The 14,807-nt window shown below is 67.1% G+C and carries 14 protein-coding genes and 1 pseudogene; 6 read left to right on the top strand and 9 right to left on the bottom strand.

Annotated features, from left to right (window positions below):
* Positions 1 to 71: 71 nt before the first annotated feature.
* Both R5H29_RS16185 and R5H29_RS16190 read right to left on the bottom strand, forming a co-directional pair.
* Entirely contained in the window at positions 72 to 779 is a 708-nt protein-coding gene (locus R5H29_RS16185) for a YitT family protein (RefSeq protein ID WP_014036228.1), read from the bottom strand.
* Positions 780 to 890: 111 nt separating this feature from the next.
* Entirely contained in the window at positions 891 to 1,103 is a 213-nt protein-coding gene (locus R5H29_RS16190; protein WP_111103425.1) for a DUF4287 domain-containing protein, read from the bottom strand.
* 460 nt (positions 1,104 to 1,563) lie between these two features.
* On the opposite strand from R5H29_RS16190, the gene R5H29_RS16195 reads away from it, so the two are divergent.
* On the top strand, positions 1,564 to 2,460 hold the full coding sequence (locus R5H29_RS16195) for a LysR family transcriptional regulator (RefSeq protein WP_111098567.1): 897 nt from the start codon (positions 1,564 to 1,566) through the stop codon (positions 2,458 to 2,460).
* A gap of 62 nt (positions 2,461 to 2,522) precedes the next feature.
* On the opposite strand, the gene R5H29_RS16200 is transcribed toward R5H29_RS16195, so the two are convergent.
* The 3 genes from R5H29_RS16200 to R5H29_RS16210 all read right to left on the bottom strand — a co-directional run bounded on the left by R5H29_RS16200 (position 2,523) and on the right by R5H29_RS16210 (position 5,935).
* A complete protein-coding gene (locus R5H29_RS16200) occupies positions 2,523 to 3,506 on the bottom strand; it encodes an aldo/keto reductase (RefSeq protein ID WP_332329462.1) in 984 nt (327 codons plus the stop codon).
* A 149-nt stretch (positions 3,507 to 3,655) separates the two neighbouring features.
* Complete coding sequence (locus R5H29_RS16205) at positions 3,656 to 4,798, bottom strand: PilT/PilU family type 4a pilus ATPase (protein WP_019659468.1); 1,143 nt, start codon at positions 4,796 to 4,798, stop codon at positions 3,656 to 3,658.
* 99 nt (positions 4,799 to 4,897) lie between these two features.
* A complete protein-coding gene (locus R5H29_RS16210; RefSeq protein WP_006422551.1) occupies positions 4,898 to 5,935 on the bottom strand; it encodes a type IV pilus twitching motility protein PilT in 1,038 nt (345 codons plus the stop codon).
* An 87-nt stretch (positions 5,936 to 6,022) separates the two neighbouring features.
* Between R5H29_RS16210 and R5H29_RS16215 the strand changes: the two genes are divergently transcribed.
* Positions 6,023 to 6,700, top strand: a complete 678-nt coding sequence (locus R5H29_RS16215; protein ID WP_134734730.1) for a YggS family pyridoxal phosphate-dependent enzyme — start codon at positions 6,023 to 6,025, stop codon at positions 6,698 to 6,700.
* Positions 6,701 to 6,718: 18 nt separating this feature from the next.
* Positions 6,719 to 7,540, top strand: a complete 822-nt coding sequence (gene proC / locus R5H29_RS16220; RefSeq protein WP_332329463.1) for a pyrroline-5-carboxylate reductase — start codon at positions 6,719 to 6,721, stop codon at positions 7,538 to 7,540.
* Between the two features lie 59 nt (positions 7,541 to 7,599).
* Here proC and R5H29_RS16225 read toward each other — a convergent pair whose 3' ends face one another.
* Positions 7,600 to 8,475 (bottom strand): LysR family transcriptional regulator, encoded by an 876-nt coding sequence (locus tag R5H29_RS16225; RefSeq protein ID WP_332329464.1) that lies wholly within the window; start codon positions 8,473 to 8,475, stop codon positions 7,600 to 7,602.
* A 71-nt stretch (positions 8,476 to 8,546) separates the two neighbouring features.
* Here R5H29_RS16225 and R5H29_RS16230 point away from each other — a divergent pair.
* Positions 8,547 to 9,176 (top strand): annotated as a pseudogene (locus tag R5H29_RS16230) (short chain dehydrogenase); the annotation flags it as partial.
* Positions 9,177 to 9,261: 85 nt separating this feature from the next.
* Here R5H29_RS16230 and soxR read toward each other — a convergent pair.
* Positions 9,262 to 9,696 (bottom strand): redox-sensitive transcriptional activator SoxR, encoded by a 435-nt coding sequence (soxR, locus tag R5H29_RS16235; RefSeq protein ID WP_021202603.1) that lies wholly within the window; start codon positions 9,694 to 9,696, stop codon positions 9,262 to 9,264.
* A 29-nt stretch (positions 9,697 to 9,725) separates the two neighbouring features.
* Here soxR and R5H29_RS16240 point away from each other — a divergent pair, with 29 nt between their 5' ends.
* On the top strand, positions 9,726 to 11,147 hold the full coding sequence (locus tag R5H29_RS16240; RefSeq protein WP_332329465.1) for an MFS transporter: 1,422 nt from the start codon (positions 9,726 to 9,728) through the stop codon (positions 11,145 to 11,147).
* A gap of 87 nt (positions 11,148 to 11,234) precedes the next feature.
* Here R5H29_RS16240 and R5H29_RS16245 read toward each other — a convergent pair whose 3' ends face one another.
* Positions 11,235 to 13,256 (bottom strand): alpha/beta hydrolase, encoded by a 2,022-nt coding sequence (locus R5H29_RS16245; RefSeq protein WP_332329466.1) that lies wholly within the window; start codon positions 13,254 to 13,256, stop codon positions 11,235 to 11,237.
* Positions 13,256 to 14,230 carry a DUF4105 domain-containing protein gene (locus R5H29_RS16250; protein WP_227852035.1) on the bottom strand — a complete coding sequence of 325 codons (975 nt, stop codon included), beginning with the start codon at positions 14,228 to 14,230 and terminating at the stop codon, positions 13,256 to 13,258. The genes R5H29_RS16245 and R5H29_RS16250 overlap by 1 nt, the downstream gene beginning before the upstream one ends.
* A 170-nt stretch (positions 14,231 to 14,400) precedes the next feature.
* On the opposite strand from R5H29_RS16250, the gene R5H29_RS16255 reads away from it, so the two are divergent.
* Complete coding sequence (locus tag R5H29_RS16255; protein WP_171952385.1) at positions 14,401 to 14,805, top strand: GFA family protein; 405 nt, start codon at positions 14,401 to 14,403, stop codon at positions 14,803 to 14,805.
* Positions 14,806 to 14,807 lie beyond the last annotated feature (2 nt).

Raw genomic sequence — 14,807 nt, forward strand, 5'->3', positions numbered from 1 at the left:
GCATGGCCCGGCGCTACCGGAACCGCCACGTAGTAGCGCCGGGCCATGCCCGGCGAACGCGGAGAGCGCGATCACACACCCATGTAGCGGCCAGGGCGGTGGTTGAACATCAGCACAAGGCTGAGCACCACCGCGCCGATGGCCGAATACAGCACCTTCGACGGCGACAGCACGAAGAACGCGGCCACCATCAGGCAGGCGTCGTAGGACATCTGCACCTTGCCCGCGCTCCAGCCACGGGTGCGCTGCAGGTACACCGCCAGGATGCCGATGCCGCCGAGGCTGGCACGATGGCGGATGAAGAACAGGATGCCCAGGCCAGACAACGCGCCACCGACGATCGCCGAATACAGCGGGTTGATGTGCGAGAAGTCGATCCAGCGCGGCAGCAGGTCGGTCAACACGCCACAGGCGGTGACCGCAGCGAAGGTCTTCAGGGTGAATTCCCAACCCATGCGCCGCAGCGCCACCCAGTAGAACGGCAGGTTGACCAGCACGAACACCAGGCCGAAGTTCCAGCCCATCGCGTAGTGCAGCAGGAACGCCATGCCCGCCATGCCGCCGATCATCAGCCCGCCCTTGGCGAAGATGGCCAAGCCCAGCGATGCCACCATCGTGGCCAGCACCATGCCTTGCACGTCCTCGGCGATCGAGTGGCGCAGCGCTTTTTCGTCGGCGGTGGTGCCGGCGCTGTCGGGCGGCGGGGTCAGCGGACCGGCGGTGACCAGGTGGCCGTCAGCGTCGTCGCACGGCGCGGGGCCATGGGAAGGAAGGGACATGCGGGTGGGGGAACAGCAGGTGGGGAGCGGTATTAGACACGATCTGCATGACAGTTGCAGATGAAATCGTTCAGCTGAATGCGCCCCAGCCCGCCCTCCGCCGGCCGCCGGTCACCCCTTGCGGGCCAGATGGTGCGCCACCAACGCGTTGGCGTGCCCATGGCCCAGACCGTGTTCGCTCTTCAGGAAGCTGACCAGTTCCATGTGCTTGAGGCCCTTCTTTTTCGACAGCAGGCCGAACCAGTGCGCCACCGGCTGCCCGTAGGTCTTCTCGATGGAGGGGAAGTACGAGGCCGGGCCTTTCAGCTTGGTGTCAGTGCTCATCTGCAGCTCCCGTTGAAGTCATGCATTCGACGAACCACAGTCCCTGAAATCGACATCCCTACACGCCCGACCCACCAAAGCAGAATGCCGTTCCAACAGCTCGCGGGAAATCGTCGAAGGCGGGGTGGCTCAGGTTGCGGGGGCGTGAGCGCCATGGGCCCGAGGCATGCCTCGGACGGGTTGGGCAGGGCGCCCAACCCCGGTCTTGCCGTGTGCGCAGGACAGCGCACACGAGCAAGCGCGACCGAGGCTACATGGGTGAGGGCGCTTTGCTTGCGAAGCACTGCTTCGCAAGCGCCCGAACGCACAGCCGCCAGCGGCTGGGCCGGGCCCCGGAGGGGGACTTGCGCCGTCCCCCGCAACCTGAGCCACCCCGCCTCCCACGGGAAGCCAGCTTTTGACGTTGCCGTTGACGTTGATTCGGCAGCTGCCGGGCGCAGCCCGGCCGTATCATCCCCTCATGCCCCGCGAAAATCTCAACGACCTGCAGGCCTTCGTCCACGTTGCCCGCGAGGGCAGCTTCACCAAGGCCGCCGCCCAGCTGGGCGTGTCCCAGTCCGCGCTCAGCCATGCCATGCGCGGACTGGAGCAGCGCCTGGGCGTGCGCCTGCTGACCCGCACCACCCGCAGCGTCTCGACCACCGAAGCCGGCGCCCGCCTGCTGGAAACGCTGGCCCCGCGCCTGGCCGAGATCGAGGATGGGCTGGCCGCGCTGGCCGAGTACCGTGAACGCCCGGCCGGCACCATCCGCATCAATGCCACCGGCCACGCCGCCGAGTACATCGCCTGGCCCAGGCTGGCGCCGCTGCTGCAGCAGTATCCGGATTTGAAGGTGGAACTGGCGGCCGACTACGGGTTGGCCGACATCGTGGCCGAGCGCTACGACATCGGCATCCGCCTGGGCGAGCGGCTGGCGCGCGACATGATCGCCGTACCGATCAGCCCGCCGCTGCGCATGCGCGTGGTCGGGGCGCCCAGCTACTTCCGCCAGCACCTGGTGCCGCGGCACCCGGACGACCTGGCCGGGCACAACTGCGTCACCCTGCGGCTGCCCACGCATGGCGGGCTGATGCCGTGGGATTTCGGCCAGGACGGCAATGAACTGAGCGTGCGTGTGAGCGGCCAGTGGATCTTCAACAGCATGGGCATGACCCGCGCCGCCGCGCTGGCAGGCAGCGGGTTGGCTTGGCTGCCGGAGGACCAGGTACAGCCGATGCTGGACGATGGCCGCCTGCTTTCGGTGCTGGACGACTGGTGCCCTCACTTCGATGGCTACTACGCGTATTACCCTTCGCGCCGCCACGTCACCGTGGCGATGCGCACGGTGCTTGATGCGCTGCGTGGGCCGATGGGGTGAGGGTCAAGGAGTGCGGACCAACGGTCCGCACCCACCACCAACGGTCCGCACCCGCCGGGTGGTCAGCCCTTGGCCTGCGCCGCACGCTGCGCGTTGTAGCGCTCGCCGACGATCGACACTTCATCCAGCGCTTGTGCGATGCGCTGCAGTTCCTCCGGCGCCAGCTGCAGTTTGGCCGCGCCCAGGTTTTCTTCCAGGCGGTGAACCTTGGTAGTGCCTGGGATCGGCACGATCCACGGCGCCTGTGCCAGCAGCCAGGCCAGCGCCACCTGCGCCGGGGTCGCACCCCGCGCCGCCGCGATCGTGCTGATGCGATCCACCAGCGCCTGGTTGGCGCGACGCGCTTCCACTTCGAAACGCGGCACGCTGTTGCGGAAATCGTTGGCGTCGAAGGTGGTGTCGGCGTTGATCGCACCGGTCAGGAAGCCGCGGCCCAGCGGGCTGAACGGCACGAAGCCGATGCCCAGCTCCTGCAGCGTCGGCAGCAGTTCACGCTCCGGTTCGCGCCACCACAGCGAGTACTCGCTCTGCACGGCGGTGACCGGCTGCACCGCATGCGCGCGACGCACGGTGGCAGCACTGGCCTCGGACAGGCCGAAGTGGCCGACCTTGCCCTCGGCGATCAGGTCGCGCACGGTGCCGGCCACATCCTCGATCGGCACGTTCGGGTCGACGCGGTGCTGGTAGAACAGATCGATATGGTCGGTACGCAGGCGCTTGAGGCTGGCTTCGGCCACGGCACGGATGTTCTCTGGGCGGCTGTCCAGGCCGGCATCGGTGCGCGCGTCCTTGAAACCAAACTTGGTGGCGATCACCAGCCTGTCGCGGTGGGGCGCCAAGGCCTGGCCGAGCAGGTCTTCGTTGGTGTATGGGCCGTACACCTCGGCGGTGTCGAAGAAGGTCACGCCGCGCTCGACGGCAGCGTGCAGCAGGGCAATGCCCTGGCTCGGTTCGACCGGCTGGCCGTAGGCATGGGTCAGGCCCATGCAACCCAGGCCCAGGGCGGAAACCTTCAGGCCGCTGCGGCCGAGTTCACGTGTCTGCATCGTCGTGCTCCAGAGAGGGGAGCGCTGACGATACGCCTGCATTGGCGATGGATTGAACCGGCTGGACGGCAGTCGGTCATGACCGGAATTCATCAATCGCCCGCGCGCCCGGTAGAGTCGACTGTCAGTCGACTCTACACATCGCCAGGTCACCGGATCTCGGAGATCTCCACGCCATCCAGCCCCTGCGACAGGGTGCGCGCGTCGCCGCCCTGGCTGAGCTTGATGCGCAGGCGTACCTCGTTCTGCGAATCGGCGTAGCGCAGTGCGTCCTCGTAGCTGATCTCACCGGCCTGGTACAGCTCGAACAGGCTCTGGTCGAAGGTCTTCATGCCCAGCTGGACCGAGTCCTTCATCACTTCCTTCAGCTTGTGGATCTCGCCGTCGCGGATGTAGTCCTGCACCAGCGGCGTGCCCAGCAGGATCTCCATCGCCACCTTGCGCGAGCGGCCGTCGGGCGACGGCACCAGCTGCTGCGCGACCACGCCCTTGAGGTTCAGCGACAGGTCCATCAGCAGCTGGTTGCGGCGGTCTTCCGGGAAGAAGTTGATGATGCGATCCATCGCCTGGTTGGCATTGTTGGCATGCAGCGTGGCTAGCACCAGGTGGCCGGTTTCGGCGAACGCGATGGCGTGATCCATGCCTTCGCGGGTACGCACCTCGCCGATCATGATCACGTCCGGCGCCTGGCGCAGGGTGTTCTTCAGGGCCGCTTCCCAGCTGTCGGTATCGATGCCGACCTCGCGCTGGGTGATGATGCAGCCCTCGTGCTTGTGCACGAACTCGATCGGATCTTCGATGGTGATGATGTGGCCGGTCGAGTTCTGGTTGCGGTAGCCGATCATCGCCGCCAGCGATGTCGATTTGCCGGTACCGGTGGCACCAACGAACAGGATGATGCCGCGCTTGGTCATCGCCAGCGTCTTGATGATCGGCGGCAGGCTCAGCTCTTCCACGGTCGGAATGCGCGTCTCGATGCGACGCAGCACCATGCCGACCTGGTTGCGCTGGTAGAAGCAGCTGACGCGGAAGCGGCCGACACCGGACAGGCCGATGGCGAAGTTGCATTCATGCGTCTTCTCGAACTCCTCGCGCTGCGCAGGGGTCATCACGTTGAGGACCAGGTCGCGGCTCTGCTGCGGCGTGAGCGGGGTCTGCGTGATCGGCGAGATCTTGCCGTTGACCTTCATCGCCGGCGGCATGCCCGCAGTGATGAACAGGTCCGAGGCGCGCTGGTGCGCCATCAGCTTGAGGAACGAAGTGAAATCGATGGTGGTCGCGGTGGTGTTCACGGCAGGCTCCCGGAAAAGCGGTTTACCAGGTAACGGTCGGTGGAGGAAACAACACGGAGCGGCCGCGCCATTGCACGCGCCGCCCGTGGCTGCCCTGCCTTACTCGAACAGGCGCTTGTCCTTGGCGTAGTCGCGGGCCTGGTTGCGGGTGATCAGGCTGCGCTTGACCAGGTCCTGCAGGTGCTGGTCCAGGGTCATCATGCCGTACTGCTGGCCGGTCTGGATGGCCGAGTACATCTGCGCCACCTTGTCCTCGCGGATCAGATTGCGGATGGCCGGCGTGCCGACCATGATTTCCCACGCTGCGGTGCGGCCACCGCCGACCTTCTTCAGCAGCGCCTGCGAGATCACCGCACGCAGCGACTCGGACAGCATCGAGCGCACCATCGGCTTTTCGCCGGCCGGGAACACGTCGATGATGCGGTCGATGGTCTTGGCCGCCGAGCTGGTGTGCAGAGTGCCGAACACCAGGTGGCCGGTCTCCGCAGCGGTCAGTGCCAGGCGGATGGTTTCCAGGTCGCGGAGTTCGCCGACCAGGATGATGTCCGGGTCCTCGCGCAGTGCCGAGCGCAACGCTTCATTGAAGCCATGCGTGTCGCGGTGCACTTCGCGCTGGTTGATCAGGCACTTCTGCGAGGTGTGCACGAATTCGATCGGATCCTCGACGGTGAGGATGTGGCCGTATTCGTTCTTGTTGATGTAGTCGATCATCGCCGCCAGCGTGGTCGACTTGCCCGAGCCGGTCGGGCCGGTCACCAGGATCAGGCCCTGCGGCTGCTGGATCACTTCACGGAACAGCGGCGGGCAGGCCAGGTCCTCGAGGGTGAGCACCTCGGACGGAATGGTACGGAACACCGCACCGGCGCCGCGGTTCTGGTTGAACGCGTTCACACGGAAGCGCGCCAGCGACGGGATCTCGAAGGAGAAGTCCACTTCGAGGAATTCCTCATAATCGCGGCGCTGCTTGTCGGACATGATGTCGTACACCAGCGCGTGGACCTGCTTGTGGTCCAGGGCCGGGATGTTGATCCGGCGAACATCGCCGTCCACGCGGATCATCGGCGGCAGGCCTGCAGACAGGTGCAGGTCGGACGCTTTGTTCTTTACGGAAAACGCCAGCAGTTCGGCGATATCCATGAGCGGCTACTCCCCAATAACGGCTTCGACTGGAAGGATCTTTCCCCGGGCGGCAGTATAGCCTCCTGATTCAATGGAACGCGTTACGTGGCCACTCCCCTGCCCCAGATCCTGAGCAACCTGCATGCCGCCGCCGAGGCGGCCGGCCGGCCCGATCCGCGCCTGCTGGCCGTGTCCAAGACCCAACCGGCCGAGGCCGTGGCTGCGCTGGCCGCACAGGGCCAGCAGGCCTTCGGCGAAAACTATGTGCAGGAAGCGCTGGCAAAGATGCAGGCGCTGCAGCACCTGGCGCTGGAGTGGCACCTGATCGGCCACCTGCAGTCGAACAAGGCCGATGCCGTGGCCACCCACTTCGACTGGGTGCAGAGCGTGGACCGGCCCAAGCTGGTAACGGCGCTGGCGCGCCATCGCCCGGCCACACGCGGCCCGCTGAATGTGCTGATCCAGGTCAACATCGACGATGAATCCAGCAAGCACGGCTGTGCACCGGAAGACGTGGATGCATTGGCTGCGGCAATTGCCGCCGAGCCTGCCCTGCGCCTGCGCGGGCTGATGGCGATTCCCGCGCCATGGCCCGAAGCCGAGCGTCGTCGGGATGCATTCGTGCGCATGCGCACACTTTTCCAGTCGCTGGCCGCCCAGCACGCGCAGGTCGACACGCTGTCGATGGGCATGAGCAGCGACTACGCCGAAGCCATCGCCGAGGGCGCCACCCTGGTGCGCATCGGCACCGCCCTGTTCGGCGCGCGCCCGCGCCCGGCCTGATTTTCAAAGGAGACGTCCATGGCAGCTGATTCCATCACCTTCATCGGCGGCGGCAACATGGCGCGCAGCCTGATCGCCGGCCTGATCCGCCAGGGCGTGCCGGCCGCGCATATCCATGTGGCCGAACCGGTTGCAGCGCTGCGCGAGTCGTTGGCTGCCGACTTCGGCGTGCAGGTGCACGACAACGCCACCGATGCCGCCGCACAGGGCAGCACCTGGCTGCTGGCGGTGAAGCCGCAGGTGCTGCGTGAGGTCTGCCAGTCGCTGCAGGCGCTGGCCCAGGCAAACCAGCCGTTGGTGGTGTCGATTGCCGCCGGCATCACCAGTGCGCAGCTGCAGCGTTGGCTGGGAGGCGACCAGGCAGTGGTGCGCGCGATGCCTAACACCCCTGCCCTGCTCGGCGCTGGCGTGACCGGCCTGTATGCCACGCCCTCGGTGGATCCGCAGCAACACGCGCAGGCCGAACAGGTGCTGGCCAGCGCCGGGCGCACGGTGTGGATCGAGAGCGAGGTACTGATGGATTCGGTGACTGCGGTCTCCGGCAGTGGACCGGCCTATGTCTTCCTGCTGGCCGAAGCGATGGAAGCGGCGGGTATTGCCCAGGGCCTGCCGGCCGACGCCGCGCGCACGCTGGTGGTGCAGACCCTGCTGGGTGCCTCGCGGATGCTGGCTGAAGCCGGCGAAAGCCCGGCCGAGCTTCGCCGCCGCGTGACCTCGCCGAACGGAACCACCCAGGCCGCGATCGAGAGCTTCCAGGCCGGTGGCTTCGAGGCGCTGGTGGACACCGCGCTGCGCGCCGCGCAGGTGCGCGGGCAGGAATTGTCTGCGGCGAATGATTGATCCCGATGTGTGCCGACCAACGGTCGGCACCTACCATCATCCACGCATGGCGTGGATGCTCATTGCCCCAACGTGGTCATGACGAAATCCACGAAGCACTGCAACCGCGGGCGTGGCCTGCGGTCGGGCAGGTAGATCAGGTGCATCGGCCGCGCCTCGGGCAGGTAGTCGCGCAGCAGCGGCTTCAGGCGCCCGGCAGCAATTTCGCCAGCCAGCAGCGCCGTCGGTTGCAGCACCAGACCCGCTCCTGCAACGGCAGCTTCGCGCAACGCGAAACCATCGTTGCAGGTCAGGCGCGCTTCCCAATCCACCTGTTCACCGTTGGCCAGCTGCCAGCCGTGGCCACCGCGCCAGGCCAGATGGCTCAGGCAGTCATGCCCTGCCAGATCGGCGGGCGTACGCGGCGTGCCGCGCCGGCGCAGGTACGACGGTGACGCACACAGGCTCATCGCATACGGCGGCAGCGGCCGCGCCACCACCTCCTGCGATGGCAACGGCCCGACCCGGATCGCCGCGTCGAAGCCATCTTCGATCAGGTCCACGCGGCGGTTGCTCAGGTCCAGCTCGATGTTCAACTGCGGCTGCGCACGCAGCAGGCCAGCCAGCTGCGGCGCCAGCACGCAGCTGCCCCAGGTGGTGGGCGCGCTGACCCGCAACAGGCCACACGGCTGTACCTGCAGGCCGGCCACATCGGCCTCGGCCTGCTGCACTTGCTCCAGCACCTGCCGGCATCCGGCCAGATAGGCGCTGCCGGCTTCGGTCAGGCGCTGGCGGCGGGTGTTCCGTTGCAGCAGCGCGGTGCCCAGATGCGCCTCCAGCTGCTGGATGTACTTGCCCACCATCACCGCCGACACCTGCAGCTGTTCGGCGGCCCCGGCAAAGCTGCCGCGCTCGGCCACGGCGACGAAGGCCTGCATGCAGCGAAGGGTATCCATTGCTAATCCAAAGTTAGGAATCTGCAAATCATACGCAGCTTACCTAACCCCACTGTGACGGCGCAGACTGCGCTCACACCCTCACGCAAGGAACCGCCATGAAGATCCTCCTCGTCGGTGCCAGCGGCACCCTCGGCCAGGCAGTCGCCCGCCAGCTCGGCCAACAGCATCAGATTCTCGCCGCCGGCCGCAGCAGCGGCGAACTGCGCGTGGACCTGACCGATGACGCCAGCGTCGCCGAACTGTTCGCACGTACCGGCCCGGTCGATGCGGTGATTTCCACCGCCGGCAAGCTGCACTTCGGTCCGCTGGAGCAGATGACGCCGGCGCAGTTCAACCTCGGCCTGCAGGACAAACTGCTGGGCCAGGTGAGGCTGGCACTGGCCGCGCAGCACCATCTCAACAGTGGCGGCTCGATCACCCTGACCAGCGGCATCGTCAGCGCACAACCGATCCGCGACGGCGTCAACGCCACCTCGGTGAATGCCGCACTGGAAGGCTTCGTGCGCGCAGCCGCACTGGAGCTGCTGCCGCACGGCCTGCGCATCAACGTGGTCAGCCCGAACGTACTGATCGAATCGATGGCCGCCTACGGCCCCTACTTCCCGGGCTTCGAGGCGGTAAGCGCACAGCGCGCCGCACTGGCCTTCCAGCGCGCGGTGGAAGGCATCCAGAGCGGCGAGACGATCACGGTCTGGTAAGAAAAAAGGGGACGGAGGGGATTAAGTCGTTTTCGTCCGCCGGGCATGGCCCGGCGCTACCGGGAGCGCGTTCCCTTTTTGTCGCTCACTCCCAGCGCATCGGGCCGTCGCCGCGTTCGCCGAGGACGTCGCCGGGATTGGCCAGGCGGCAATGCTGCAGTGACAGGCAGCCACAGCCGATGCAGCCGGTCAGTTCATCGCGCAGCAGCTGCAGCATGTGGATGCGCTCTTCCAGCTCGGTGCGCCAGCGCGCGGACAACCTGGCCCAATCCGCCTTGGTTGGTGCGCGGCCGTCAGGCAGGCTTTCGAAGGCACGGCCGACTGCTTCCAGCGGCATGCCCACCCGCTGCGCCACGCGGATCACCGCCAACCGGCGCAGCACGTCCCGGCTGTAACGCCGTTGGTTGCCCGAGGTGCGCAGGCTGCTGATCAGCCCCTTGCGCTCGTAGAAATGCAGTGCGGAAACGGCCACGCCACTGCGCTGGGAGACCTCGCCAACGCTGAGTTCCTGGGATGCCATTGCTTGACCTCAACTACAGTTGAGGTGGCATGCTGCTATCTTCGCCGCCCGTTGACAAGCGCGGCCTGCACCTGACCCGTATGACCCCGACCCTCTCTCCCGCCGACACCCACCTGCCGGCTGACAGCTCGATCCTGTCCGCGCGCTACCGCGCCACGACCATCGGCATGGTCGCACTGGTCGCGCTGCACGCCTTCGAAGCACTGGCCGTCGCGGCCGCGATGCCCACCGTGGCCGAAGCACTCGATGGACTGCGCCTGTACGCGCTGGCCTTTGGCGGCACCCTGGCCACCAGTGTGATCGGCATGACCCTGGCCGGGTGCTGGGCCGATCGCCACGGCCCCGCGCGGCCACTCTGGTACGGCCTGGGCTGCTTCGTGCTGGGCCTGCTGCTGGCCGGCTTTGCGACGCGCATGGGCATGCTGGTGGCCGGGCGCCTGATGCAGGGCCTGGGCGCGGGCGCGATTTCGGTCTCGCTGTACGTGATGGTCGGCCGCAGCTACCCCGAGCACTTGCGGCCGAAGGTGTTCGCGGCATTCTCGGCGGGCTGGGTGGTGCCCACGATGGTCGGCCCGGCGCTGAGCGGCCTGATCGTCCAGCATCTCGGCTGGCGCTGGGTGTTCCTGGCGGTACCGCTGCTGGCAGTCCCTGCTGCCCTGTTGCTGCGGCCTGCGCTGGCGCGCATGCAGCCTTCCGCCGACAGCAGCAACGACGAGGGCCGCGGCAACATCGTGCGCTGGGCAAGTGGTGCATCGCTGGCGGCGCTGCTGCTGTACTTCGGCGGCCAGCAGCACGGTCCGACCGCCCTGCTCTGCATCGGCGTGGCGATGCTGGCGCTGCTGCTATGCGTGCATCGCCTGCTGCCGGCCGGAACGCTGATCCTGCGCAGGGGCCTGCCCAGCGTGATCGCACTGCGCGGCATCGCCGCTGCCGCATTCTTCGCCTGCGAAGCCTACCTGCCGCTGCTGCTGCAGCGCGAACGCGGGCTCCCGCCCAGCTGGGCCGGCGCGGTGCTCAGCCTCGGCGCACTCGGTTGGTTCGCCGGCTCCTGGCTGCAGGGTCACCAGCAGCGCGGCTGGTCACGCCAGCAGCTGCTGCGCGTCGGCACGGCGATGATGACGCTCGGTATCGCCGCAACGCTTGCGGTGTTGTTCAATGCAGTGCCATTGCCGGTGGCCCTGGTGGGCTGGACGGTCACCGGTTTCGGCATGGGCATTATCTACGCCAGCCTCTCGGTGCTGACGCTGTCACTGTCAGCAGCGCATGAGCAGGGTGCCAACACCTCTGCCCTGCAGCTGAGCGAGGCCCTGTCGGTTGCCACCGCGCTGGCGGTCTCCGGTGCGTTGTTCGCGCTGTTCGTGGAAAGCGCGCCGCACACCGGCTACCTGCTGTGCCTGGCGATCACCTTCGGCCTGGCGGTGCTGGCCGTGGTGATCGCGCGGCGGGTGTAGCGCCGCCGGGTTTCGGTAGTGCCGTCCACTGGCCGGCACCATCACGGGATTCCCGCGTGCGCGGAGAGTGCCGGCCAGCGGCCGGGACTACCGGGTCCCCGTGCCTACGTCATCGATGTCCCGGTGCAGGATGCGCCGCACTTCCAGCACCGCCTGCGGGGTCTCCTGCACGCTGTGGCCGGAAATGATGACCTTCTCCGACTGTGCACCCGGCAGGTGCGCACTCCAGTACGGCACCAGTCCGTCATCGGACTTGTCCACCGGCAGCTCCGGCTTGCGCTGGGCGATGATCGAGTGGTACTTCAGTCCCGCTTCGATCGGCAGCTGCGCTGCGGCCTTCACGAATGGATCGCTGGCCTTGAGGTTGTCGATGCTGTTGGGGATCTTCGGCTTGGCGGTGCCGTCGACCTGCTGCTCGGCCTGTGCCAGCGCCATGAACACGTCCTCGAATTTGCCGAGAATGGTCAGCGGCAGGCGTACCAGGCGACCGATCAGCCGCCCGACCCTGTTGCCGGCGATATCCGTGCCCTGGTGCGGCGCGGCGATGAAGATCGCGCGTTCCACGTTCGGCTGCGCCTTGAAATGCAGCAGTGGCCCCAGCTTGGCCTGCACCCGCTTCAGCCGCTCGCCCTTCAGGTCATAGTTGGCCAGCAGGTCATCCCACAGCACATCACCCGAGTCGCTCACCAGCAGCCGCGCCAGCACGCCGCCCATGCTGTGGCCGATATAGACCATGTCCTTCGATGCGCGCGTGCTGCCGTTGGGGTCGAAGTGCTTGAGGGTGTCATTGAACGCGTTGGCGATCTCGTAGCGGTTCAGCGCGATCGGCGCGTTGGTCGGGTAGTAGACCTGCCACACCTGGAACTGCTGGCGCAGCTCGGGGTCGCCCATGATCTCGTTGGCCAGGTTCACCCAGGCTTCCGGGCTGCTGGCCAGGCCGTGCAGCATGAAGATGATGCGGCGGTTCGGGTCCCACGGCTGCATCAGGTAGATGTGCGGTTCGCCGATGCCCTCGCTCATGCCGAACAGGGTGCGCAGTGATTGCCGGGCGAAACCGCTCTGCGCCAACCACAAGCCATAGGCGGCGGTGAAGTTGCCGGCCAGCGGCACCTGCTCGCCATGCAGGGAGATGCGCTCGGTCGCTTCGGGCGAATAAGCGTCCAGCTCGACCCGGCGCGTGCGCATCACATCGTCCAGGTTGCTGCCTTCGAAGCGCAGCAGTGCGGTGACGTTGATCGAGGACATCTCACTGAACTCGGGCACCGAATCGTCGTGGCGATGACGGCGGCCACGGCGTGCGTCGTCCTCATCCTCCTGCGGCGCCTCAGCCTTGGGGCCCTCGGGTGCGATCACCGGTGCGACCAGCTTCGGCGGGTCCATCACCATCACCAGTTCGGCACCGAAGCCATCACGGCGATAAGTACTGCGCAGCCCGACGAAGCTGACCGTGCCGGCTGGCACCAGCTGCGCGGGAATGCTCTTCAGGTTCAGCTGCTGGTAGTTGGAAGCCAGCGACCAGCTGCCGACCGAGATCGGCTTCGTGTAGTCCTCGCCCGCCAACGCAGCGGCGCGCGCGCGGACGAACAGCACCACCGCCGCCTTCTCGGCCGCGTAGTTGTAGTAGTCACGCACCTGCGTCTGCCGGTCTTCGAAGGCGCGATCCGATGGTGAGCGGCCGCTGTAGAACAGGTAGGCATAGGCGTAGCGCGCAGCTTCCAGCCAGGCGTCCAGCGCTGCGTCGCTCATCGGCGGATCACCGGCTGCGGTCTTCTTCGGCGTCAGCGCCAGCGCGGCCTTCACCCACAGTTCGGACAGCGCCGACAGCCGCTGCTCGACATTGAGATCGTCGGTCATCAGCAGCGTGCTGCGGCAGACCAGGAAGTCCTTCTCGCACTGCGATTCGTCCAGGCCTGCCGCGCTGAGCGTCTCTCGCGCGGCGGGGCTGAGCTTGCCGGTATTGAGCACGTCGGCACGCTTGTTGACCAGCGAATCGCTGGACTTGACCTGCTTGACGGTGACCATCGCGCAGCCACTGCTGCCCAGCAGCAGGAAGGCGGCGAACAACACCGGCAGCGCACGCTGCCAGCGGATCAGGAGGAGTCGAGTCATTACTGCGGGTCCTGCTCGGTGCCAGGTACGCCCTGGCGGATCACGGTGGAGAAGTGTTCGCCGCTGCCCAGGTCCAGCGCACGCTGGGTGATGCGGCCCTTGTCGTGCAGCTCGGCGTACGGCACACCCGGGGTCAGTGCACCGACCTCCTGTGCGTACTCGGCCAGGTAGCCGGACAGCAGCAGGCGGTAGTCCAGCGGCAGGCGCGGCGCGATCTGGCGGGCCAGATCGAAGACGATCGTGGTGCAGTTGCTGGTGAGTGTGTTGTAGAAGCCCGGCTTCGCATCCAGTTCGCGCGCCTGCGCGATGTACGCGGCGAACAGCTCCTTCAGCTGCGCACGGTCCATGCCGTGCAGGCGGTACAGGTAGACATCCTCGCCGCGCGCATTGGTGCGGGTGCGGATGATGTCGGTCTCCTCCGCGGCCACCAGGGTCATCTCGAACTTGCGGAAGAAGCCACCCAGCGCCGAGAACGATTCGCCGCGTTCCTTGCGGATCTCCAGCGAGAACACCACGTGGCGCCCATCCTCGAAGCCAAACGAGATGAGGGTGTGGGCGATGGCCGGGCCCATCCAGTACGACAGCACCAGGTCGGCCGAGCGCAACTGGTCCAGGTCGTACGCGCGGCGCACCCAGTGCGCGTCGTAGTCGGTTTCGCTGCGCCAAGTGAAATCACGCACGTTGTCGAGCACCACGTGGCGCCCGTCGAAGGACACCACATGCAGGCGCTGGGCCACGTCATCGGCCCATACGCGGTCCTGGCGCGGGGTCAGCAGCAGCCACCACAGGCCGGCCAGCGCCAGCGACGCGCCGAACGCCATGCCCAGGCGACGATGGCCACGGCCACGCGCGACCTGCCACGACGCCCACAGCGCAACCAGCAGCCACAGCGCCGCAATGCCATTGGCCAGCCAGCCCGGCCCCGGCACCTGATAGGCCAGCAGCCCGGTCACCCACAACGCCGCCAGCGCCATGGCACTTCCTGTCATCCAACGTCCTGCGGCTCTCACTGGCATCCTGTCGCGGTCCCGAAGCCGCATAGTTAGCCACAAGCGGGTTCACCGTGGCATCTACGGCCCGTTCAGGCACGCCGGCGCACCGTCTCCGGCGGCCGCACGGCCAGATGGATCACACAGGAGCAATGATGGGCATCACTTCCGTGGCCGGCGTTCCGGTCCAACCCCGGCACCGCGCAACCTGCCACTGCGGCACGGTCGAGCTGCTGCTGGACCTGCCGGACGGCATCGTCGATCCCCGCCGCTGCGACTGCTCGATGTGCCGGCGCCGGGGTGCCATTGCAGCCAGCGTTGCCCGCGCGGGCCTGCAGGTCGTGCGCGGGCAGAACCACCTGCAGCTGTACCAGTTCAACACCCATGTGGCCGAGCACTACTTCTGCGACGTGTGCGGCATCTACACCCATCACCGGCGCCGCTCCAACCCGGACCAGTACGGTTACAACGTGGCGTGCCTGGAGGGCATCGACCCGTTCGCGCTGGGGGTTATTCCGGTCAGCGACGGGGTCAACCACCCGTCAGACCGCACCGGCTAGTG

Source organism: Stenotrophomonas sp. A3_2 (assembly GCF_036624925.1).
GTDB lineage: Bacteria > Pseudomonadota > Gammaproteobacteria > Xanthomonadales > Xanthomonadaceae > Stenotrophomonas > Stenotrophomonas hibiscicola.